This is a genomic window from Ferdinandcohnia jepli (assembly GCF_047246645.1).
In the GTDB taxonomy this organism is placed as follows: Bacteria; Bacillota; Bacilli; order Bacillales; family Bacillaceae_L; genus Ferdinandcohnia.
Genome location: NZ_JBFOKR010000024.1, coordinates 1 through 20,674, shown reverse-complemented (window position 1 = coordinate 20,674; position 20,674 = coordinate 1). Strand labels below are relative to the sequence as shown.

Sequence of the window (20,674 nt, the reverse complement as noted above, 5' to 3'; positions counted from 1 at the left end):
CAGTAGGGCAACAATTACAAAACTTTACCAATGCTACAGTGCAAGATGTAGGTGAGGGAATAGTACGTTTCGAAAGACCTAGTGGAGATGCATTCATTTCCTCTTGCTTCATTCAAAGAATCATTCTTGAAGGTCCAGGTAACGGCAGTAGTGAAGGTTAAAAAATCTGATGTCATTCTTGAATCCTAGTAGGATAACATACTAGGATTCAACTTATTTTATATTTAAAACAGGCAAAAAACCTCGGACAAACACCGCTCCAACTTTCTCTTACCTTACATATTCTATTTTATAGGAAAAATAGGAGGTGAAAGAAATGTTTGGATTTTCAATGGTCCAATTTGCAAGAAACTATGGCTCCAAGATGGATAGTAATCTACGAAAAAACCTAGTAAATCTATATCGCCCTTTTAAGTGGACACCATGTATCTTTCATAACACGCTTGAAAAAATAATAAAGAAGACGAGAAAGTTTGAGGTCATTATTGAGTGTGCAGACCAAAAGGGAGTTCATGAGAGTGTGAAAGCGGTGATGGACCGACACTACGGTTGTAAGATTAAACATGAATTTAAGACAATTGATAGTTGTTCAGCGACTGTCACTGCAGCAGGTTTAGAAGAGCTTCTACAAACATGTTCAACTGTTAAGCGTGTTTATTTAAATTCAGAAGTAAAAGCCTTACTCAATGTAGCCACACCATCAGCAAGAGCTGATCAAGTTGTACGAAATGGGTCCAAGCTTACCGGTGATGGAGTAACAATTGCTGTTATTGATACGGGAATATACCCTCATCAAGATTTAGAAGGTAGAATTATAGACTTCGTTGATTTAGTTAATAGTGATCCTAACCCGTATGATGATAATGGACATGGAACACATTGTGCTGGAGATGCTGCCGGAAATGGTGCTGCCTCTGGAGGAAAGTATGTTGCTCCGGCACCCAATGCGAATGTAGTAGGGATAAAGGTTTTAGATAAGCTGGGTTCTGGCTCGTTAGATACTGTCATGCGTGGAGTTGAATGGTGTATTCTCAATAACCAGGATGCAACAAAACCTAGAATAGATATTATATCAATGTCACTCGGTGCGTCTGCTCAACGGCTAAACAATGAAGATGCAGACCCGATGGTCCAAATTGTTGAAAAAGCGTGGGACAGTGGTATTGTAGTTGTTGTAGCTGCTGGAAATGAGGGTGACGAACCAAATACAATTGCTAGTCCTGGTATTAGCAACAAAGTTATAACGGTCGGTGCACTAGATGACCGTAATACACTAGACGGCCGCATGGACGATGCAATTGCACAGTTCTCAAGTAGAGGCCCAACTTTTTACAATGTTCCAAAACCAGATATCGTTGCACCGGGAGTCAATATTATTTCATTACGTTCACCAAATTCATACCTTGATAAGTTTCAGAAAGCAAACCGTGTGGAACAGAACTACTTTACGTTATCAGGTACTTCCATGGCGACACCAATTTGTGCAGGAGTAGTGGCTTTAATGATTGAATACAGAAAGAAAAACAATCTTCCAGTGAGTCCTACTAATATAAAAGGAGATTTATTAAGTGGAGCTGATAAATGGAAAGGGATTGATTATAACACATATGGCGCTGGCTATATAAATGCACAAAACGCAATAAAGTAGAAACTGTAAACCAAGGGTAATTCCTTGGTTTTTTTGCAGATAGGAAAAGCTTAAAATTCTTTCCCTATCTGCATAAGTGCAACTACGCCTCTGCTGTAGTCTATAGGCTCGGCAATCGCCGAGTTTTCTAAATTTATTTTATAGTGGAGACGATAGGAATTTTTATACGTAGACTATGAATTTGATTAATGGAGATAATTGTAATATAGATAGGAAATTACATGTTCCACATATTCTTGCTGAGGTGAAAGGCATGCCGAATTGGGTCGAGGTAGGTATCAGGTCATTTTCTGTAATAATTGGTTTATTTTTAATCATGAAACTCCTTGGTAAAAAACAGCTTGGAAGGCTGTCTTTTTTTGAATACATTTTAGGTATTACCGTAGGAAGTATTGCCGCAGATATATCAATGGATATTGAATTAGATCTTGCTTCAGGAATCACAAGTATCCTAATTTGGCTCTTAGTTCCATTGGCCATATCACTTATATCTTTGAAGAGTAAAAAATTTAGTGACTTTGTGGAAGGAAAGTCTACTGTGTTTATTAAAAATGGCAAGATACTTGAAGATCATCTTGCTAAAGAAAAATATACAGCAGACGAATTGTTAGAACAGCTACGGAAAAAGAGGGTATTTCAAATTGCTGATGTTGAATTTGCTGCTTTAGAACCGAGTGGAGATATAAGTGTACTTTTAAATAGGAATAAACAACCTCTTACTTTTGGTGATATAAATAGTAAACCAACAAAAGGGGGAGAACCGCAAACCGTAATTATGGATGGGGAAATTTTAGAAGAGCCATTGAATACTATAGATTTAGACAAAAGTTGGCTCGAAGGTGAACTCCGAACAATGGGTATTAAAGCAGAAGATATCTTTTTGGCCCAAATAGATCAAAACAATCAAATTACTGTGGATTTATATGATGACCAAATCATAAAACCAAAACAAACTGAAAAGCAGCAATTAATCGATTCTATTAAAAAGTGTAAGACTGAATTTGAAGATTATATCCTTAGAGCAGAATCAGCCGAAGTAAAAGAGATATATAGTAAGCATGTCAATGAATTGAATTTAATTGAGAATTCCTTAACTCAGATTAATAAGAATAAAACGTAGAAGACAGGCTCAATACGTCTGTCTTTTTCATTTTATAAAAAAGAGGAGTAGTGGACGTTGTGAAATATTTAGAGGTGATGAGATGAGTAAATTCGATAAAGAACTAGATCGTTTTGTTTCTGACTATTACAAAGACCATGATGAGGCAAAAGGAAAGCTTGATAAATGGGCATCTAAAAATGAAGAGGGACTAAAAAAACTTGATCAGCAAAGCGCAAGCTTCGAAAGGGACATTGAAGCAAGATTTGACCAGCTCGATAAGTGGTTAGCAAAACAACAACATGAACACGAGAAAACCTTTGGGAAATAACTATCTTACTTAATTTCCGCATATGTCCTGTGCTCTTGTCCTCACACATTTCGACTATTAAACATATTTTATAATGTACTCTTTTAAGAGGAGGTGCTAAATATGGGCTACGGATATGGTGGTTACGGCTATGGCGGCTATGGCTACGGCGGAGGCTACGGCGGTTCAACTTTCGTGTTAATCGTTGTGTTGTTCATCCTTTTAATTATTGTAGGTGCTTCTTTCTACAACTAATCACTGAATTAGAAACCCTATAAAGTACGAGTCTTAGGGCTCGTACTTTCACTTTTCCAGCAACTATATATAAGCAAAACAGTTTTACGAATTACCTGATATTCAGCACCACTTACAGTAAAGGGTCATAGAATATAACACAATGTAAGGAGGCTCTGAAATGGATAATAACTTCTTTAAAAATATTGAAAAGAAAACTGGCGTTAATATGCAGGATGTATTTCAACTAGCAAACTCTTTGCAAAATGCAAATTTTAAGGACGAAAAAACAGTAAGGTCAGTCATTAGAAAAGTTTCTCATATTGCCAACAAACCTGTTAATAAACAACTTGAAGATAAGATTGTACAGAGTATTGTTAATGGTAATGAGAAAATGGACTTCGGTACTATTGCAAAAATGATTAATAAAAAGTAGTGAGTATGGTCTGGCGAGATATGTCAGGCCTTCTTCATTTAGTACCCCAAAAATGGGAGGGGTTGTACGAATTCTATAGTAGACAATACATATTAATGTATCCCTTACCATAATTATTTAGTAGACAGTATAAGACAGGAGTGCGGATTATCATGGGTTATATTTTACCAATTAACCATGAACAATATACACAGTACGTTAATAGATCTACATCTTATAAGACCAATCAATTTAGGCTTCATCACGTTAACCCTATTACCTTACATACTAGTGTAAAAAATCAATATGAACGTATTGATACAAGATTGCCTCAAAGAAGGATTCCTAAACCAAACAATGAGAAAGTTCGAGCACAAATTACAGGTCTTGGCTTATTATATGATGCAACCATATAAAAAAGAGGCCGGGCTAGTATGTTTGTATATACAAGCCGTCCTCTTCAAGCCACTCTGCAATTAATAAATCTTTATAACTATTTACTCCTTTACTTCGAAGTTCAGAAATAAGCCACTCCTCAGTAAATCCACTTTCTTTCAAATTTTCATTGATGATTTGTCCATCACTAATAAGCGTTATAGGCAGCCTAACTTTTTTCTCCTCCATATTATAATCTTGGCGAGTTGGTTGTTCATAAGACGACTTCTTTAGCACACTAATTGATCCATCCGTTTCAAGAATAGCATATTCCACTTCTCGGATAGAAAATACATTCTTTGAGCGTAGAAGATGTTGTAATTGATTAATGTCAAGTTTGTTCTTTTTCAGCTTTTCTTTTATAATTTGTCCTTTATGTATAATAATTGCGGGTTTTCCTTCAAGATAAGGTCTTGTAATTGCAATTTTTTGGGTGATTACCTCAATAATATAAATTAAAACTCCCCAGATTGTAACGGCAAATAAAATTTGTAAAACACCTATTTTATCATCAAAAACAGCATTTCCAACTAGTTCACCTAAAACAAGTGCTGAAATAAAATCAAAGGGAGTTATTTGCGTAATTTGTGTCTTTCCAAGAATTTTTGTAAGGATGAGCAGTCCTAATAGACCACAAACTAAATCTAATACGATTCTAAAATAATCCATCACTTCACCCCATTAGTAGGATGACCATGTGTATTTTTTTTATCCTAGGAAACGTGTTTTTATATACTGAAAAAATGATTAGGAGTTTTTTAGAAGGATGATTGTGGAATTGGAAAAGAAGCGTAGTTGAAAATAATGGTGGGACAAGGTATCTGCCCCTTGTCCCATTTAGTTTATTTCTTTTGTCATGGTCACGTGTGGAATTCCAGCGTCCATGAATATCCCTGATACTGTTTCGTAGCCCAGTTTTTTATAAAAGGTTTGTGCATGTGTTTGGGCATTTAGTTTTAATTTTTTTAAGCCGTGTTCTTTTGCCAGGTCTTCAATTTTAGTCATAATAATGTTTCCTGCACCTTTTTTGCGGTGAGAGGCAAGAACACAAATCCTTTCGACTTTTCCAAGCCCATCAACCTCACGAAAACGGCCAGCTCCCACAGGTTCTCCATTGTCATAAAGTACAATGTGAGTCGCACTGTCTTCGTATTGGTCAATTTCCTCTTCCATTGGTACGTTTTGTTCATCAACAAAAACAATTTTTCTTACAGTAAATGCATCATCTTTTTCTTTGTTGTTTGTAACGATTTTTGCTTCCATTTGAAAATTAACGACCCTTTCCTAAACGAAATGTTTCATATACTGTCCAAGACCCATTTTCTAATTGATAAAGCAAATGGAATCTGTCGATCTCTTCTTCATGTTCAACCTTCAGCATTCTAAGTTGTCCATACACGTCAGAGTGTTCATCACTAGAAAGCTTTTGACCAATTGTAATATGTGGTACATATGCAAATTCAGGTTCTTCTGGAAAAAAGTCAGAGTGAAGTGCTTCGTGCAATTTAAGTAACTCACTGTTTGGGTCAACCTTTAAATAAATAACATTATTAACCGGATAAAAGGAGCTAACCTTTAACACCTTCAATTGAAACGGATTAATTTGGTTTGAAATTTCCTCAAGTTTGTTAGAGATATCCTTAATTTCCACATCAGATGCGTCGAATGCATTCTTTAATGTCAGATGTGGTGGAATTAACGCATAATGTGGATCATAACGTTTACGATAAGAATTTGCGAAATCTTGAAGTTGTTTGGATGGAAAGAGTGCAATGCCGTACTTCATTTGTAGACCCTCCTTGAGAATATGTATTGATAAGCTAATAATGTTAACTCGTGTTAGCCTACTACCAAAAATAGTAATTCCATTATACCAAAGTTTTATAGGTGATAATATATTTGAATAAGCTAAATCTTACATTTTTAACATATAGGCTAGAGCTCTTGGAAGATCTGGTTGCCAATATGTCCAAGTATGTGAACCGTCAAACTCCTCATAAAAATAAGGATACCCTTTTTTACCGATAACTTTTCGCAGTTCCCGGTTCGGAGTCAAGAAGTCAGAAACCTCACCATTCGTTGTTTTAACCTCTGTTTCGCCTGTACCAATTACATGATAAATTTCGAGTTGAGACCCTTGATAGTGTTCGACCTTCTCTAAAACTTCATCATCCACATAAGGAGATTGAAGGATAACTTTCCCGAATGTATTTGGATATTCGAGTGCTGTTAATAGTGAAATAGTAGCTCCGAGGGAATCACCAATTAACGCTCGACCTAATCCTATTTGGTAAGTAGGAAACTCACTATCCAGGAACGGTACAAGTTCTTCACCAAGAAAACGTTTGTACATTTCGTGTTTTTCGCCTTTGGGATGATACTTTTCCCGACGGTCAGCAACACTTTTATATGGCACACCAACAATAATCGTATTATCAATTTGATTAGAATGTAGAAGGTCGTCAGCGACTCTGGCCATTCGCCCAAGGTTAAAATAATCTCTTCCATCCTGCGCAATTAAAACATTGTATTTATAGAGAGGTGAAAAAGCAGCGGGTAAATAAACGATAAGTTCAACTTCTTCATGTAATATCTTGCTATGTATAGTCATTTCCCTAACAGTACCTTTATTAACACTCATAATTTCTAATCCTCCAACCTGACTTGAAATCTAGTAAAACTCATATTGTTATTATAACGTATTACGGTATGTTTATTTAAATGAAAAAACGACAGGGGAGAACCCTGTCGTTACATCCATAATTTTTAAGCAGTTTGTTCTCCTGAATGTTTCTTTTCTGACTCAGTTACATAAACAGCACATGCAGCATCACCTGTAATATTAACCGCTGTACGAGTCATATCAAGTAAGCGGTCAATACCGATAATTAACGCAATACCTTCTGCCGGTAAACCAACAGATGTTAATACCATTGCAAGCATTATTAATCCAACACCAGGAACGCCTGCGGTACCGATACTTGCAAGTACGGCAGTTATAATGACCGTAATAATCTCGACCATAGAGAGATCTACTCCCCATGCTTGTGCAATGAAAATTGTCGCTACCCCTTGCATAATGGCGGTACCGTCCATATTAATCGTTGCACCTAAAGGTTGAACAAAGCTACTTATTGGTTCTGGCACCTTTAGATTCTTTTGGGCAGTTTCCATTGAGACTGGTAAGGTTGCACTACTGCTTGACGTACTAAACGCAACTGTCATCGCAGGTGCAAAGCCTTTGAAAAATTCAATTGGATTCATTTTGCCTAGTAACGCGACTGTTCCTCCATATGTTATGAAAGCATGAATCAGTAAAGCGCCAAGAACGACTAGGAAATATGATAGCATTGCTTTAATTGCATCATAACCTTGGCTACCAATTGCAGTTGCAATTAATCCAAATGTACCGTATGGAGCAACCTTCATAACAAGATTTACTAAATACATCATGATTTCATTTGCCTGCTCAAAGAGATTTAGGATCCCTTTCGTTTTATCACCAAGTACTGTTAGAGCCAATCCCACAAAAATTGAAAATGCTATTATCTGTAACATATTCGCTTGTGTCATTGCTTCAACAGGGTTTGTCGGGATAATGCCCAGTAAGGTCTCCATAATAGGTGGTGCTTCTGTCTGACCTTCATATTGTAAGCCTTCAGTTTGGAAGTTACCGCCTGCTCCAGGCTGAATAACAGCAGCTAAGGACAAACCAATAATTATTGCGATAGTGGTTGTAACTAAGAAATAGCCAATCGTTTTAGCACCAATTCTTCCGAGCTTTTTGGGATCACCGAGACCAGCAACTCCTAGAGTAATAGAAATGAAGACTATTGGAACAACAAGCATTTTAATAAGATTTAAGAAAATTTGTCCTAGTGGTTTGAATAGCCAATAATTTAAATCCTCGAATAAAGCCGGTGAAGTAAGATTAAGAATAAAACCAACAAGTGCACCTAAACCTAAACCGAGTAAGATTTTTTTCGTTAGTGACATAAATTACCTCCTCTTAAAAAGTAGTTTTCTATTTATCCTGGCAGCATAAGGTAAGGTAATGACAGCATTTTTTCGTAGCGGAGAAAGTTTTAAGATACAAAAAACCACGAGAGTAGGCTCGTGGCTTAAATAGTCAAAAAAATGCAGAACTATGCTCTCTCCAGATGCTTACGAGGTTAGCTGTCGGATTCGGATGAAGAGTTTCTCCTACCTTTATAAAAAAGGATTCACCCCGAGTGCCCTTATGCACGTTATGGTTCCCCCGTTTCCCAAATTGGGAATTCAGCGAATATTAAATTGTGCTTTGCCTTAGTAATATATTTATAGCTCATAGAAAAGCTTTATGTCAACATTTTAACACTTTTTCGCAACCAATGGTGTTGTTAATATTTCCCGTAGACTCACTATTGTTTATTATTGACAAACTAGTCATTCGAAGGTATATTATGAATAATTCTTATATACGATTCCGTAGCTCAGCTGGGAGAGCGCTACCTTGACAGGGTAGAGGTCGCTGGTTCGATCCCAGTCGGAATCATCTAATTTAAAGGCTACAATCCCAAAGGGTTGTGGCCTTTTTCCATATAACAAAGTCTGAAATAATAAAAAGGTAGCTGGGTGTTTTACTCATTTTTATACGTTAAAGTGTCCCATAGACAATTTCATCATATAAAGACAGTAAAAGAGAATAAGGAGTGTTTAAAGTATGGGAGAAGTTGTGGGAATTGAGAAAAATATCAAGCAAAGTCCAAGTACACCTAATCAATATCAACCAAAAGAGTCAAACAAAAGATTAATTAAATATCGCTACGAAGATAACTACTCTAATTTGGTGAGGTATTACCAAAAGATAATGTTTGACGTTTATTATAATGAGTTTATGAAATGTCCTAAAAAAACAAATTAATAAAACTAAATAGAATTTGAACTGGAGATTCTTAGACTTATTTTTCAAGTCTTTTTTTTTGTTTTTACATAGCAATTCGAACAGGATAGTCAAATGCTTTTTTCTAAAAATACCCTAGTTATTCTCAGGAAAAAGGGAAGCTATCAATCAGGGAAAGAATGTCTAGAGTAAGGAAAAATAGCCAACATAGTTCAGGATAAAACACCTGCAAAATAAGGATGTTCCCCGATATTTTATTTTTCCTGTTAACACTATACTTACAGTATAAAGTAGTTAATCAAATCCTAAGGGATTGGGAGGAAAATAAAATGATGAATACATTTTTAAGAGAAAACAAAGTTGCAGCAGCTATTATGGTGTTTTTAAGAGTTTACTTAGGTTATCAGTGGATCACATCTGGTTGGGGGAAAATCGTAGGTGGTTTTGATGCAGGTGGATTTTTACAAGGGGCTATACAAAAGGCGACAGGAGATCATCCAGCAGTTCAAGGCTGGTGGGCTAGCTTCCTAGACGGATTTGCAATTCCAAACGTTGGTTTGTTCAACGTATTAGTACCTTGGGGCGAGTTACTAGTTGGTATAGCATTAATCTTAGGTTTATTCACAACCTTCTCAGCACTAATGGGTATTACAATGAACTTCGCGTTCATGTTCTCTGGAACAACCAGCACAAACCCACAAATGGTGTTACTAACAATTTTTATCCTAGTTGCAGGAAGCAACGCTGGTAAATTTGGTCTTGATTACTATGTAATACCTTTTGTTAAGAAGGTTATTGGTAGAAAACAAGACAAGACAGTGGCAGTTTCTAAATAACCATGTAATAAGAATGGACCCAGTCATGGGTCCATTTTTCGTGTTAGTTAAAAAACGTAGGAGCATGAATAGTAATCTTTATTTCATATAAAGAAAGTTGATATCTCCCGGAAGTTATTAGAAGATAAAATAAGACATAATTTAAGAGGAGGATATCTATGAATCAATCATCTCAAAACAGCCCAAGAGAATTTGTTTCCGATTTAACCTTACAAACAATAGAAGATCTACTAAAGGATGCGAAAGTTCAAGAGGGATTAGAATTCCTTAAACAAGATAACGAGTTTACGACTAAAGAACAAATTGAGATTACCGAAATCTCGGCACCAACTTTCGAAGAGGAAGAAAGAGGTTTAGATTATCAAAAAAGGTTAGTACAATATGGGCTAACAAATGTAAAAACAGATGATCAAGGAAATGTATTTGGTATTAGAGAAGGCTCTGGTAATGGCCCTAAATTAGTTGTCTGTGCTCATCTAGATACTGTATTTCCAGCTGGCACAGATGTTAAAGCAAAACATATAGATGGAAAAATTTTTGCCCCGGGTATAGCGGATGATGGTAGAGGGTTAGCTGCTGTTCTAACCTTGCTTAGAGCGTTTGAAAAAACGGGTATACATACTATGGGTGATATTATATTTGGTGCAACTGTTGGTGAAGAGGGATTAGGGGATTTGAATGGTGTGAAAGCACTTTTCGAAAATAACCAAAGCATTGATGGTTTTATATCAATAGAACCAGGTAGTCCAGAACGAATCACCTATCTTGCAACAGGAAGCCGAAGATATAGTGTTACCTATAAAGGGCAAGGTGGCCATAGTTTTGGAGACTTTGGTAAACCAAGCGCTATTCATGCATTAGGAAGGGCTATTTCTAAAATTAGTGACATTCAAACACCAGTAGAACCAAAAACAACATTTAATGTTGGAATTATTAATGGTGGAACATCCGTTAATACGATATCTGCAAGTGCAGAAATGCTGCTTGATTTACGTTCCACATCTTCTGAAGAGTTAGCAAAATTAGAAGAAAAGGTACTTACTATTATAAAGAAAGCAGCTGTAGAAGAGAATGAACGATGGGATTCGGACGAGATACAAGTTGAAATTACATTAGTAGGAGATCGGCCAGCAGGTTCACAAGCTAAAGATAGTACTATTGTTCAAGTAGCGTTAGCTTCGACTGCAGGTATTGGTTTTGAACCAATTTTAACTTCTCCTAGTAGCACAGATTCAAATGTGCCTATTAGTCTAGGAATACCGGCTGTTACATTAGGAGGAGGGGGAGATTTTGGTGGCTGTCATACCCTCGAGGAATTCTATGATCCTACCGATGCTTATTACGGTGTTCAAGGGATATTCCTAACCATTCTAGGTCTTGTCGGAGTTGAACATGTAACACAACCACTATTACCAAAAAGGTAAGGGTGAAGCACTCTCTTTCTTTTACTAACTACTAATAGCGTGAGGGTATATAACCTTCCAACACACTTTCTATAGGCAAACTAACCAACCTTGTGATAAAAGGATGAATGCCCAGTCCAAAATAGTATATATGTAATAAGCTATATAGACTGTCATTATACAAAGATGGAAGGAGCAATTAGATGTATAGATATATGACACCATATATAGAAGATCAGAGAAATATCGGTTATGGAGTTGGACCATTAGCGGCAGGGTTACTAGGTGCTGGTATAGGCTATTTAGGAGCAGGATTACTTGGTCCAGGATATGGAGGATATGGAGGATATGGATATCCAGGTGGCCCTGGTTTTGGTGGATTCGGCCCTGGTGGTTATGGAATCGGCTACCCTGGAGTAGGCTATGGTTACGGTCCAGGGTTTGGTGGTTATGGAAAGGGTTATGGAAAAGGGTACGGCAAAGGTTATGGAAAGGGATTTGGAAAAGGATTTGGACATAAAGGTTTTGGTGGAGGACATGGATATCCAGGTTATGGTCATAGGTACTAGTAACAGGAATGTATACTAAATATAGCTACTTTCAAAACCTAAGTAATAAATAAAAATGGGTGTTTAATAGAAACGGATTAAATGTACCTGGCATACCCTGAACAAAGGGGGTGCCACTTTGATTGTGTGGTTACAGACGAACTCGGTACTACTGTTAATCATCCTCTCAATCCCAATTATTTTTTTTAGTCTTTCAAAATCTCTTTTGAATATTGCGAAACGAAATAGATTTGATAAATGAAAGTAGACCGCTATTTTGGCGGTCTATTTCGTTATTGCATAAAGCTAATGCGGTTTTAGTACAACTTTGATACAATCATCAGTCTTTGTATCGAAAACTTCATATCCATGTTTTGCTTGCTCTAATGGGATCACATGAGTAATAATGTCACTTGGATCAAATTTGCCATCTGAGATCAGCTTATAAAGCTTAGGAATTACAGGAATAACATGGGCTTGTCCCATTTTCAGCTGCACATTTCGTTCGAAAATATCACCTAATGGAAATGCATTATATCTCATTCCATAAACACCTGTAATTTGAATTGTTCCACACTTTCGTACTGCTTGAGCAGCCATAACAATTGCTCCCATTGCTCCGCCGTGTAGTTTTAAACCAGTAGCTAAGAATTCCATTGGAGACATTTTACCGTCCATACCTACACAGTCTATTACAACGTCTGCTCCGCCATGAGTAATCTCTTTTAAATGATTTCCGATATTTTTTTCACTTTCAAAATTAACGATTTCTACGTTGTTTGTCTTTTTTGCATGTTGTAAACGGTAATCAACATAGTCAACAGCAATGACTCGTTTGGCTCCAAATAGCCAAGCAAATTTTTGGGCTAATAAGCCAACGGGACCACAACCGAGAATAATAACTGTGTCGTCTTTTTTTACGCCAGCGTTCTCAACAGTCCAATATGCTGTTGAGGCAGCATCTGCAAGTAGTACAAGCTTTTCATCTTCTAATTCACTATCTTCCGGTACCTTAAAGGGCGTGAAATTTCCATAAGGTACTCGTAAATATTCAGCTTGACCACCAGCAAAACCACCAGTCGTTTCAGAGTATCCCAGGAATCCACCCATATCTCCATGCTCATTTGCATTGTCACACTGACTGGTAAAGTCATTACTACAATACCAACACTTACCGCAGCTCATATTAAAAGGAACAATAACCCGGTCCCCTTTTTTAAGGTTGGTTACTTCAGGACCAACTTCTTCTACAATCCCAACAGGTTCATGACCAATAATGAAATTTTCGGGGGTGTTTGGAATCATACCGTGGATTAAATGTAAATCTGAACCACAGATAGCTGAACTCGTAACCTTTATTACAATATCATCTGCTTTTTGTATTTTGGGATCTTCCACTTCTTTGACGGCTACATCTTTAATACCTTGATATGTAACAGCTTTCATGTATTTTTCCTCCTGCAATCTATTTATTAGGGGTTGCAAACGTACCTTTTCTATCAGTGTCGTTAGGGAAGAGTTCCATTCTGGCAATTGCTAGTGCCATATCTGCAGACTTGATGTCTAATTCTATTTGTTTTTCAACATCATTTGGGTATAACCATCCTTTACTAATCATTAGTTCGGAAATTTCTTGGTGCAGATCGATAGCTCTATCCATTTGACTAAATAATGCTTGCCTCAATTCTGGATTAGCTGTTTCCGTTAGGGCCACTGAATAATAACGGATTCCAGTTTTTACAGATAATAAAAAATCCATTGCAAACGAGGCATCAGCCATCTTGGGCATACCTTCAGCATACTTGGGATCAAGATAATCTTGGTTCATTTAATTATCACCTCTTAGTGTTTTGTTCTAGCCTTTTCGTACAATTTTTTTAGCTCTTCAATATCCTCTATTGATTGTTTTACATCCTTTTCCATTAATGCCTTTAAATCATTGTCAAAACAAATTCCCTGCATTAACTTCGAACGTACTAAACAGATTGTTTTAAAATTTATCATTTCATGAGTATCCATTGTTTCGTGATAGCCTAACGCATGTTGTTCCATCTTTGTCACTCCTTTTAGTTTAGGATGACCTTTTTTAATAAATAATCATTCAATATAAGGAAGTTTTTAAATTCCAAAATTAGTAAAAGAGTGAAAGGGAATAAGTTACCGAGGCGTAGGCACTCTAAAACTAAGATGATTTGAAAGGAGATTAACGATGACACACTACATGGGGCTACATGAAACCTTGGAAGTACATGAACTCTTAACCTTTAAAAACCTTTCCATAACAAAATCCATTACAATGAGTAAATTGGTTCAAGATCCACAGCTGCGTGCCATCTTATCTAATGATGTTGATTCAGGTAGAAAATTCATAACTCAACTTCAACAATTAATTACAGATAGGAGCCAGAACAATGAATGATTTAATGAAGAAATTTATGGGGATGGGCGGCATGACAGATAAGGTCATTGCAACTGATTTTCTTATCTCAACAAAAGCTGGCATTCGTAATATTGCTTTTGCAATTACCGAAACGTACACTCCTTCTGTAAAACAGGTACTACGTGAACAACTGCGAATTGCTGTTGAAACACATGAAAATATAACAAATTATATGATTACTCAAGGAGTGTATCATCCAAATGACCTCCGTGAACAACTTCAAGCAGATTTAAATATTACCGAAACCGCTATGAAATTAACTGAGTAAAGAACAAAAGCGCAAGCGACTTGGAAAAAGGAACATCGACTAAATAGCCGCCACGTCCTGTGGAGAACGTCGATGTCAGCACATACTCGAAAATGCTGCGATTTTCTTCGTGCGATGTCTATGCTGCCGTAGCCTTCCTTGTCCTGTGCAAGTCCGACAAGCGCTGGCCGGCTAATGTCGCCACGTCCTTATGTCTTCGCCGGCACTAGCACGTCCTGTGCGTCGGAGCCCTGACTTGTCCAGTTTCAGCGGCTAGAAACTAGAGAAATTTCAACCCCTCCGTCAGAGGCAAAAGATGCCTCTTTTGTCGGAGTCTCCAATTTCCTCGTTTCTGACCAAGCCGCTTCAGCATTTCAGTGAGGAGGCTCGAAAAAAAAGCAAAGCTTTTTTTCTGCGGGGATTATCCTCACGAAGCATTCCTTAGTGTTGCCGCCGCAGGAGGGGTGAAGCGACCTCTAGCTGCTTAAAAGCAAAGCTTTTGCGCAAGATACTCGAAGAAGTTTATTCAGGTAGGAAAACTGGCTAGGCGCTGGAGCTGGACTTGGATAACTGTACTGCAAGTTATCCACAACATAAAATTTGATAATTACATAAAAACATAAAAAAAGGTATTTTTCTTTTTCTTAGAAAAATACCTTTGTCATTTAACATATCTCTTGTATTAAATTTGGTGAATTATTACGTGGAGAGTTTACGAGTGATGATACCTCGTAGGCTTCCATAAGATGTGCTGGTAATGGTTTTAATAACTTTGATATCTCAGGAGAAACTTGTATAGCAGGATTTAACCATGTTTTTTCATCTTCTTTTTTTAAGATAACGGGCATGCGGTCATGGATCTCATTCATTAATTCATTTGGTTCTGTTGTAATCACCGAACATGAATATACTGTATCTCCGGATGGTGAGGTCCAACGTTCCCAAATACCTGCCATTGCAAACATTTTATTGGACTTAAGTTTTATTCTTATAGGAATTTTCGTCTTATCGTCTTTTCGTTTCCATTCGTAAAAACTATCTGCGATTATTAGACAACGTCTACTATTATAAGCCTGACGAAAACTTGGTTTTTCAGAAATGGTTTCAGCACGAGCGTTTATCATCTTATAGCCGATTTTTTCATCTTTTGCCCAGGAAGGGATAAGTCCCCAACGTAGAAACCCTAATCGATTCTTGTTCCCATCATTTATGACTGACAATACTGAATGAGAAGGTGCAATGTTATAACTTGGTACATACAAGCCCGCATCTATCGCCGCCTCAATTGAGAATCGATCGATTATTTCATTATACTCTGCAAACAGAGTGAATCTCCCGCACATTTATATCACCTTTATCTTAAATCATTTATGTTTGTAACAATTCCACTCTGAATACTTGTTACATTATTAGCTATCATACTGTGGATAGGTAACCTAATAGTAAAGGTAGTACCTTTGCCAAGCTGACTTTCAACAACTATTCTACCTTTCATTTGTTCAATGATTTGATACGATATGGTAAGACCAATTCCAGTTCCTTTTTCTTTCGTTGAATAAAAAGGTGTGCCTACTCTCGCTAGTTGTTCCTTCGACATACCTACTCCATTATCAGAAATGGCAATAATAATCAATTTGTTTTTAGTGTATGCATTAATTTCAACCTTACCGTTACTAGTTATTGCCTCAATTGCATTTTTTATTAAATTAATGAGAACTTGTTTAATTTCATCTGTATTACCGCTTACAAATAGTGATTTCTCAATTGATGAAGTTACTTCGATATTTTGTATATTAGTATATGAGGACATTAATTCTATCGTTTTAGTGAGTTCCTCAGTTAAATTTACTACTTGAGATTCTTTAGTGTTTGGTCTTGCTAAGGAAAGATAATCATTTATGATAGCTTGAGCCCGACTTAATTCTGTTAGAGAAATATCAATATAGTTCCTTTGCTTATCCGTTATATTTTCATCCTTTTTAATTAATTGTAAAAAGCCATTAATTGTTGTCATTGGATTGCGAACCTCATGAGCGACTGATGCAGCTAATTGACTAATAATATTTAGCTTTTCAGAACGTCGTAATTCTTTTTGTAAAAGCATTTGTTGTCGTAGATTCTCAATAAGAAGTATAACGATTAAAAGAGTGATCCAGGTGATTAGTGAAAAAATAATCATGATGAACAGATGATCAAATTGATCCTTAGAGATGAGAGTTATGCTTCGGGTTAATGCGATAATCCAATAAAGAATGCTAATTGCAACTAGTTTGTTTTTTACAATAAAAGATTTAAAGCTTTTTGTTAAAAAGTAAAAGATTGCAGTAATGATCGCATAGTTAAGAAGTGAGACCCAAAGTGTATTCTCACTTAATAAATGCTGATAGACAAGCATAATAAAAACAGTTGTAATCCCTTGGAAAAATCCAATATATATAAAAGCAACTATGATGGGGATAATGCGGAAATCATATTCAAAGCCATTTGCATATGAAACTGGGAAGGACATTGTTAATAAGAGAATTACAAAAATCATGCCGAGCAGTTTTCCTTTATATAAACTACTTGAGGAAATATTATTACGAAGAACCATTAGGTAATAAACAAGTATAGGGAAAATAACGATCAATACATGGTAGAGCACATGACCTATATTCTCAAGCAAATTTGAAGCACCCCTCGACTCATACTTTAGCATTAATTTTCCGACTATTATAAATTCTACATTTTTATACATAATCCTTCAAACAATTCTATGACTCTACAAGTTTTTGCAAAAAAGAAAAACATGTACCCAAATGAAGTTTCGTATTGCGAAATATTTCAATGCGAATTAAAATAAGGTGAGAAATTTACCTACAAACTAAGGAGTACCTCATGAAGAAAAAGTTATTGTTATATGTAAAAGCGTTATCTGATTTCGGAATGTTTATGGATAATATTGTTTTAAATGTTGTTGTTTTTGCTGCAACAGGTAGTCCTGGATGGCTAGCAGCGACGATGGCAGCACGTACACTGGGTGGTGTAATGGCTAGTTTATTTTCAGGAATACTTGCAGACCGTTATAATCGACGGAAAATAATGATTTATAGTGATGTAGCTAGGGGTATATTAATAATCATGTTAATTCCATTTCCAGAGCCTGTTATTATTTTGGTAGCATCCTTTTTAATAGGTTTAATCAATAGTTTCTTTACGGTTAGTTTCCAATCAGAAATCCCACAAATTTTTGGTGAAGATAAAGTATTACAAACGAATTCTTTTATCGCAAGATTAACATCCATTAGTTTAGTAGGAGGATTTATTGGAGCGGGTCTTATTACCGATGTCCTGGGCTATGAAGCAACATTAGCGATTGACGCAGCAACCTATTTAATTTCAGCATTAGTTTTAGTAAAAATAAAATGGGAAACTACAAGTTATGAAAGCGCAAAAGCTTTAGGTGGTATAAAGGAAAAGCTAAAGAGTATTGGTAATGACTTAAAGGAAGTTTATTTATATGTAAAGTTAGCGCCGCTATTATTAATGCTAAATATCGTTTTCTTAGTGGGGGCATTTGCAGGAAGTTCTCATAACTTAGGAATTCCTCTATTGGCTGAATCAATAGATCCAAGTAGACAAACTTTTTATTATGGACTTATTTGGGGAGTGTGGGGAGTTGGTTCCGTGCTTGCAACCTATACACTGCCTAAATTACAGTGGCTTACAGATTCCAAACTATATATTGCAGCATTTGTTTCTGCTATTTTAATGTCAACAGGCTTCATTATCTTTTTATCAAACACAACTGTTTGGATTATTTTCTTGTTTGCCTTTTTTACTGGTATATTTGATGCGTGTTTTACAACACTTCACTCCACGATCCTTCAAAAATCGGAGAACCACATCAGAGGAAGAATTTTCGGTGTAGGGATGTTACTTAAATCACTCGGGTTTGCACTAGGATTTATAGTAGCGCCAATACTCCTGGAAAATTTGACGATGCCACAAATGGTTTGGGTATTGCATGGGACCTTAATTATAACTACAATTACAGTTTTTATCGTATTAACTTTTTATCTGCTTCAAAAACAGAAAACAGTTCAGGAAAAAATATAGCCTATTTACATTTATTTCTATACTTGCTATAATTATCAACATCAATGATGGAACGTGAAAGGAGAGGGATGTATTATGAAAAAATTATCTATTGTATTTGCAGCGGAACTTAATAATACGCACAGCCCTCTCGATTGTACTTTGTAAAAGTAGAAGTTTTTCCTCTTTTGAAAAGTAAGATATCCGTGGGCTGTGTATGCCCGCGGTTTTTTGTTTGTTAGTGAATATAGTTTTGCTAGCAGTTGTTTAGACCGTGTAAAACGGTCTTTTTTTGATGTTTACTTTTCAATAAAACGGAGGAATATACTTTGAATATAACGAAATTTGGTTGGAATGAAAATCTACAAGAAAGTTTTAATAGCTATGAATCCCAAGGATATCATGTTGGAAGGGTAGCATTGGAGCATAAACGCATGTATCGTGTCGTAACACAGCAAGGTGAAATGCTTGCCGAAGTATCTGGAAAGTTCCGGTTTGAAGCAACAAGTAGAGAAAGTTATCCAGCGGTTGGAGATTGGGTTGTGCTTTCAATACTAGAAGGGGAAGGCAAAGCTATTATCCACGCTGTTCTTCCTAGGTTTAGTAAGTTCTCTAGAAAGGCGGCAGGCACAGTTACGGAAGAGCAGATTGTTGCTACTAATATTAATTTAGTGTTTCTCGTCAATGCATTAAACAATGACTTCAATCTACGAAGAATAGAGCGCTATCTACTCATGGCATGGGAAAGTGGAGCAAATCCTGTCATTGTATTAACTAAATCAGATCTATGTGATGATGTAGAATCAAAAATCTCTGAAGTTGAATCAGTGGCTTACGGTGTACCAATTCATGCATGTAGTGTGAAAAACAATATTGGCCTGGATTCACTGATGGCCTATTTTAAAGGAAATCAAACTGTTGCCCTACTTGGCTCTTCAGGTGCTGGTAAATCAACACTCACAAATTCGCTGCTAGGTGAAGAAAAACTGCTTGTCCAGGAGGTGCGTGAGGATGATGACCGAGGACGACATACGACAACACACCGAGAACTAGTGTTACTAGAAACGGGTGGAGTGATTATTGATACACCAGGTATGAGAGAGCTGCAACTATGGGAAAGTGAAGCTGCACTTGGGCACAGCTTTCAAGATATTGAAGAACTTTCAAACAACTGCAGGTTCCGAGACTGCAGTCATCATTCAGAGCCAGGTTGTGCTATACAAGCTGCAATTGAGGATGGAACACTAGAATCAGGACGATATCAAAGCTATGTAAAACTTCAAAAAGAGCTTGCTTATTTAGATAGAAAAACTGATAAAAAAGCGCAGATGGTAGAAAAAGATAAATGGAAAAAAATCACGAGCAGTGCGAAACAAAAAAAGAAATTCTAACTTAATTCTCAAGCTTAAAACCTAGCAGCATGCTCTTGCAAAAATCATAATACTTTTCTTATTGAATTGGGTATGATACAACTAGAAAGGTATTATTTTGTTGGAGGTATACTATGTTTAAAAAATTATTTGGTAGTAATAAAAAAACGGAAGAAACTCTTTTTGCCCCTGTTAGTGGTAAGGTTCTTGCTCTTGAAGAGGTCCCAGACCCAGTTTTCTCTCAGAAAATGATGGGAGATGGACTTGCGATTGAACCTACAGAAGGCAAAGTAGTTTCACCGGTTAAAGGTGAAATTATCCAGTTATTTCCTACTAAGCATGCGATTGGAATAAAAACTGAGATTGGGTTAGAGCTATTAATCCACATTGGACTTGAAACAGTTTCAATGAAAGGTGAAGGTTTTACAGCGCATATTAGCGAAGGTGACAAAGTTGAAGTAGGGACACCTTTAGTAACCTTTGACTTGGAATTAGTAAAAGAAAAGGCTGCAAGCACAATTACTCCTATGGTTATTACAAACTATGACGATGTAGTTGGTTCTTTTGATAAAGCGGCAAGCGGCCAAGTAACCGGTGGTCAAACTGAATTAGCAGTTGTAAAAGCAAAGTAATACAAAAAACAGCACCTTTAGTTAAAGTGTACCCTCTGTAAAGGACATTTTAAAAAAAGGCCTAGGCTACCTGTAAAAGATGATTCCTGTACTGCACG

Annotated in this window: 26 protein-coding genes, 1 tRNA gene and 1 riboswitch; of the genes, 17 read left to right on the top strand and 10 right to left on the bottom strand. The window is 36.5% G+C overall.

Annotated features, from left to right (window positions below; all coding sequences use genetic code 11):
- Window positions 1-38 precede the first annotated feature (38 nt).
- The 7 genes from AB3M96_RS20845 to AB3M96_RS20815 all read left to right on the top strand — a co-directional run bounded on the left by AB3M96_RS20845 (window position 39) and on the right by AB3M96_RS20815 (window position 4,122).
- The gene (locus AB3M96_RS20845; protein ID WP_412969537.1) at window positions 39-161 is read left to right on the top strand and encodes a hypothetical protein; all 123 of its coding nucleotides are present in this window, start codon (window positions 39-41) and stop codon (window positions 159-161) included.
- 155 nt (window positions 162-316) lie between these two features.
- Window positions 317-1,648, top strand: coding sequence for a S8 family peptidase (locus AB3M96_RS20840; protein WP_412969536.1), 1,332 nt, complete (start codon window positions 317-319; stop codon window positions 1,646-1,648).
- Between the two features lie 253 nt (window positions 1,649-1,901).
- Window positions 1,902-2,768 (top strand): DUF421 domain-containing protein, encoded by an 867-nt coding sequence (locus AB3M96_RS20835; RefSeq protein WP_412969585.1) that lies wholly within the window; start codon window positions 1,902-1,904, stop codon window positions 2,766-2,768.
- A gap of 82 nt (window positions 2,769-2,850) precedes the next feature.
- Window positions 2,851-3,078 carry a hypothetical protein gene (locus AB3M96_RS20830; protein ID WP_412969535.1) on the top strand — a complete coding sequence of 76 codons (228 nt, stop codon included), beginning with the start codon at window positions 2,851-2,853 and terminating at the stop codon, window positions 3,076-3,078.
- Window positions 3,079-3,180: 102 nt separating this feature from the next.
- A complete protein-coding gene (locus AB3M96_RS20825) occupies window positions 3,181-3,312 on the top strand; it encodes a YjcZ family sporulation protein (RefSeq protein WP_412969534.1) in 132 nt (43 codons plus the stop codon).
- Between the two features lie 160 nt (window positions 3,313-3,472).
- Window positions 3,473-3,727, top strand: a complete 255-nt coding sequence (spoVIF, locus tag AB3M96_RS20820) for a sporulation-specific transcription regulator SpoVIF (protein WP_412969533.1) — start codon at window positions 3,473-3,475, stop codon at window positions 3,725-3,727.
- Window positions 3,728-3,879: 152 nt separating this feature from the next.
- The gene (locus AB3M96_RS20815) at window positions 3,880-4,122 is read left to right on the top strand and encodes a hypothetical protein (RefSeq protein ID WP_412969532.1); all 243 of its coding nucleotides are present in this window, start codon (window positions 3,880-3,882) and stop codon (window positions 4,120-4,122) included.
- A 13-nt stretch (window positions 4,123-4,135) separates the two neighbouring features.
- On the opposite strand, the gene AB3M96_RS20810 is transcribed toward AB3M96_RS20815, so the two are convergent.
- The 5 genes from AB3M96_RS20810 to AB3M96_RS20790 form a co-directional block, all read right to left on the bottom strand.
- Complete coding sequence (locus AB3M96_RS20810; protein WP_412969531.1) at window positions 4,136-4,810, bottom strand: YetF domain-containing protein; 675 nt, start codon at window positions 4,808-4,810, stop codon at window positions 4,136-4,138.
- A 168-nt stretch (window positions 4,811-4,978) separates the two neighbouring features.
- Window positions 4,979-5,404 carry a GNAT family N-acetyltransferase gene (locus tag AB3M96_RS20805; protein ID WP_412969530.1) on the bottom strand — a complete coding sequence of 142 codons (426 nt, stop codon included), beginning with the start codon at window positions 5,402-5,404 and terminating at the stop codon, window positions 4,979-4,981.
- Window positions 5,405-5,411: 7 nt separating this feature from the next.
- A complete protein-coding gene (locus AB3M96_RS20800) occupies window positions 5,412-5,927 on the bottom strand; it encodes a YjcG family protein (protein WP_412969529.1) in 516 nt (171 codons plus the stop codon).
- Between the two features lie 129 nt (window positions 5,928-6,056).
- The gene (locus tag AB3M96_RS20795) at window positions 6,057-6,782 is read right to left on the bottom strand and encodes an alpha/beta hydrolase (RefSeq protein WP_412969528.1); all 726 of its coding nucleotides are present in this window, start codon (window positions 6,780-6,782) and stop codon (window positions 6,057-6,059) included.
- A 125-nt stretch (window positions 6,783-6,907) separates the two neighbouring features.
- Complete coding sequence (locus tag AB3M96_RS20790) at window positions 6,908-8,137, bottom strand: dicarboxylate/amino acid:cation symporter (RefSeq protein WP_412969527.1); 1,230 nt, start codon at window positions 8,135-8,137, stop codon at window positions 6,908-6,910.
- Window positions 8,138-8,286: 149 nt separating this feature from the next.
- Window positions 8,287-8,435: riboswitch (cyclic di-AMP (ydaO/yuaA leader) on the bottom strand.
- A 167-nt stretch (window positions 8,436-8,602) separates the two neighbouring features.
- Here AB3M96_RS20790 and AB3M96_RS20785 point away from each other — a divergent pair.
- The 5 genes from AB3M96_RS20785 (at window position 8,603) to AB3M96_RS20765 (ending at window position 11,831) form a co-directional block, all read left to right on the top strand.
- Window positions 8,603-8,675 (top strand) — tRNA-Val (locus AB3M96_RS20785).
- A gap of 168 nt (window positions 8,676-8,843) precedes the next feature.
- The gene (locus AB3M96_RS20780; RefSeq protein ID WP_412969526.1) at window positions 8,844-9,044 is read left to right on the top strand and encodes a hypothetical protein; all 201 of its coding nucleotides are present in this window, start codon (window positions 8,844-8,846) and stop codon (window positions 9,042-9,044) included.
- A 308-nt stretch (window positions 9,045-9,352) separates the two neighbouring features.
- The gene (locus AB3M96_RS20775; protein WP_412969525.1) at window positions 9,353-9,859 is read left to right on the top strand and encodes a DoxX family protein; all 507 of its coding nucleotides are present in this window, start codon (window positions 9,353-9,355) and stop codon (window positions 9,857-9,859) included.
- Between the two features lie 158 nt (window positions 9,860-10,017).
- Entirely contained in the window at window positions 10,018-11,283 is a 1,266-nt protein-coding gene (locus AB3M96_RS20770) for a M20/M25/M40 family metallo-hydrolase (protein WP_412969524.1), read from the top strand.
- A 182-nt stretch (window positions 11,284-11,465) separates the two neighbouring features.
- Window positions 11,466-11,831 carry a hypothetical protein gene (locus tag AB3M96_RS20765; protein WP_412969523.1) on the top strand — a complete coding sequence of 122 codons (366 nt, stop codon included), beginning with the start codon at window positions 11,466-11,468 and terminating at the stop codon, window positions 11,829-11,831.
- 285 nt (window positions 11,832-12,116) lie between these two features.
- On the opposite strand, the gene AB3M96_RS20760 is transcribed toward AB3M96_RS20765, so the two are convergent.
- The 3 genes from AB3M96_RS20760 to AB3M96_RS20750 are packed head-to-tail and all read right to left on the bottom strand — an operon-like array spanning window position 12,117 to window position 13,862.
- A complete protein-coding gene (locus AB3M96_RS20760; RefSeq protein ID WP_412969522.1) occupies window positions 12,117-13,256 on the bottom strand; it encodes a zinc-dependent alcohol dehydrogenase in 1,140 nt (379 codons plus the stop codon).
- Between the two features lie 19 nt (window positions 13,257-13,275).
- The gene (locus tag AB3M96_RS20755; protein ID WP_412969521.1) at window positions 13,276-13,638 is read right to left on the bottom strand and encodes a spore coat protein; all 363 of its coding nucleotides are present in this window, start codon (window positions 13,636-13,638) and stop codon (window positions 13,276-13,278) included.
- A gap of 14 nt (window positions 13,639-13,652) precedes the next feature.
- Window positions 13,653-13,862, bottom strand: coding sequence for a spore coat protein (locus AB3M96_RS20750; protein WP_412969520.1), 210 nt, complete (start codon window positions 13,860-13,862; stop codon window positions 13,653-13,655).
- 157 nt (window positions 13,863-14,019) lie between these two features.
- On the opposite strand from AB3M96_RS20750, the gene AB3M96_RS20745 reads away from it, so the two are divergent.
- Both AB3M96_RS20745 and AB3M96_RS20740 read left to right on the top strand, forming a co-directional pair.
- On the top strand, window positions 14,020-14,229 hold the full coding sequence (locus tag AB3M96_RS20745) for a hypothetical protein (protein WP_412969519.1): 210 nt from the start codon (window positions 14,020-14,022) through the stop codon (window positions 14,227-14,229).
- Window positions 14,222-14,518 (top strand): spore coat protein, encoded by a 297-nt coding sequence (locus AB3M96_RS20740; RefSeq protein ID WP_412969518.1) that lies wholly within the window; start codon window positions 14,222-14,224, stop codon window positions 14,516-14,518. The genes AB3M96_RS20745 and AB3M96_RS20740 overlap by 8 nt, the downstream gene beginning before the upstream one ends.
- Window positions 14,519-15,162: 644 nt before the next feature.
- Here the strand turns inward: AB3M96_RS20740 and AB3M96_RS20735 are convergent.
- Complete coding sequence (locus AB3M96_RS20735) at window positions 15,163-15,840, bottom strand: SOS response-associated peptidase (protein ID WP_412969517.1); 678 nt, start codon at window positions 15,838-15,840, stop codon at window positions 15,163-15,165.
- A gap of 11 nt (window positions 15,841-15,851) precedes the next feature.
- Complete coding sequence (locus tag AB3M96_RS20730; RefSeq protein ID WP_412969516.1) at window positions 15,852-17,162, bottom strand: ATP-binding protein; 1,311 nt, start codon at window positions 17,160-17,162, stop codon at window positions 15,852-15,854.
- Window positions 17,163-17,374: 212 nt separating this feature from the next.
- Here AB3M96_RS20730 and AB3M96_RS20725 point away from each other — a divergent pair, with 212 nt between their 5' ends.
- The 3 genes from AB3M96_RS20725 to AB3M96_RS20715 all read left to right on the top strand — a co-directional run bounded on the left by AB3M96_RS20725 (window position 17,375) and on the right by AB3M96_RS20715 (window position 20,576).
- Window positions 17,375-18,595, top strand: coding sequence for an MFS transporter (locus AB3M96_RS20725; RefSeq protein WP_412969515.1), 1,221 nt, complete (start codon window positions 17,375-17,377; stop codon window positions 18,593-18,595).
- 308 nt (window positions 18,596-18,903) lie between these two features.
- Window positions 18,904-19,965, top strand: coding sequence for a ribosome small subunit-dependent GTPase A (gene rsgA, locus AB3M96_RS20720; RefSeq protein WP_412969514.1), 1,062 nt, complete (start codon window positions 18,904-18,906; stop codon window positions 19,963-19,965).
- Window positions 19,966-20,078: 113 nt separating this feature from the next.
- Window positions 20,079-20,576 carry a PTS sugar transporter subunit IIA gene (locus AB3M96_RS20715; protein ID WP_412969513.1) on the top strand — a complete coding sequence of 166 codons (498 nt, stop codon included), beginning with the start codon at window positions 20,079-20,081 and terminating at the stop codon, window positions 20,574-20,576.
- Window positions 20,577-20,674: the final 98 nt, after the last annotated feature.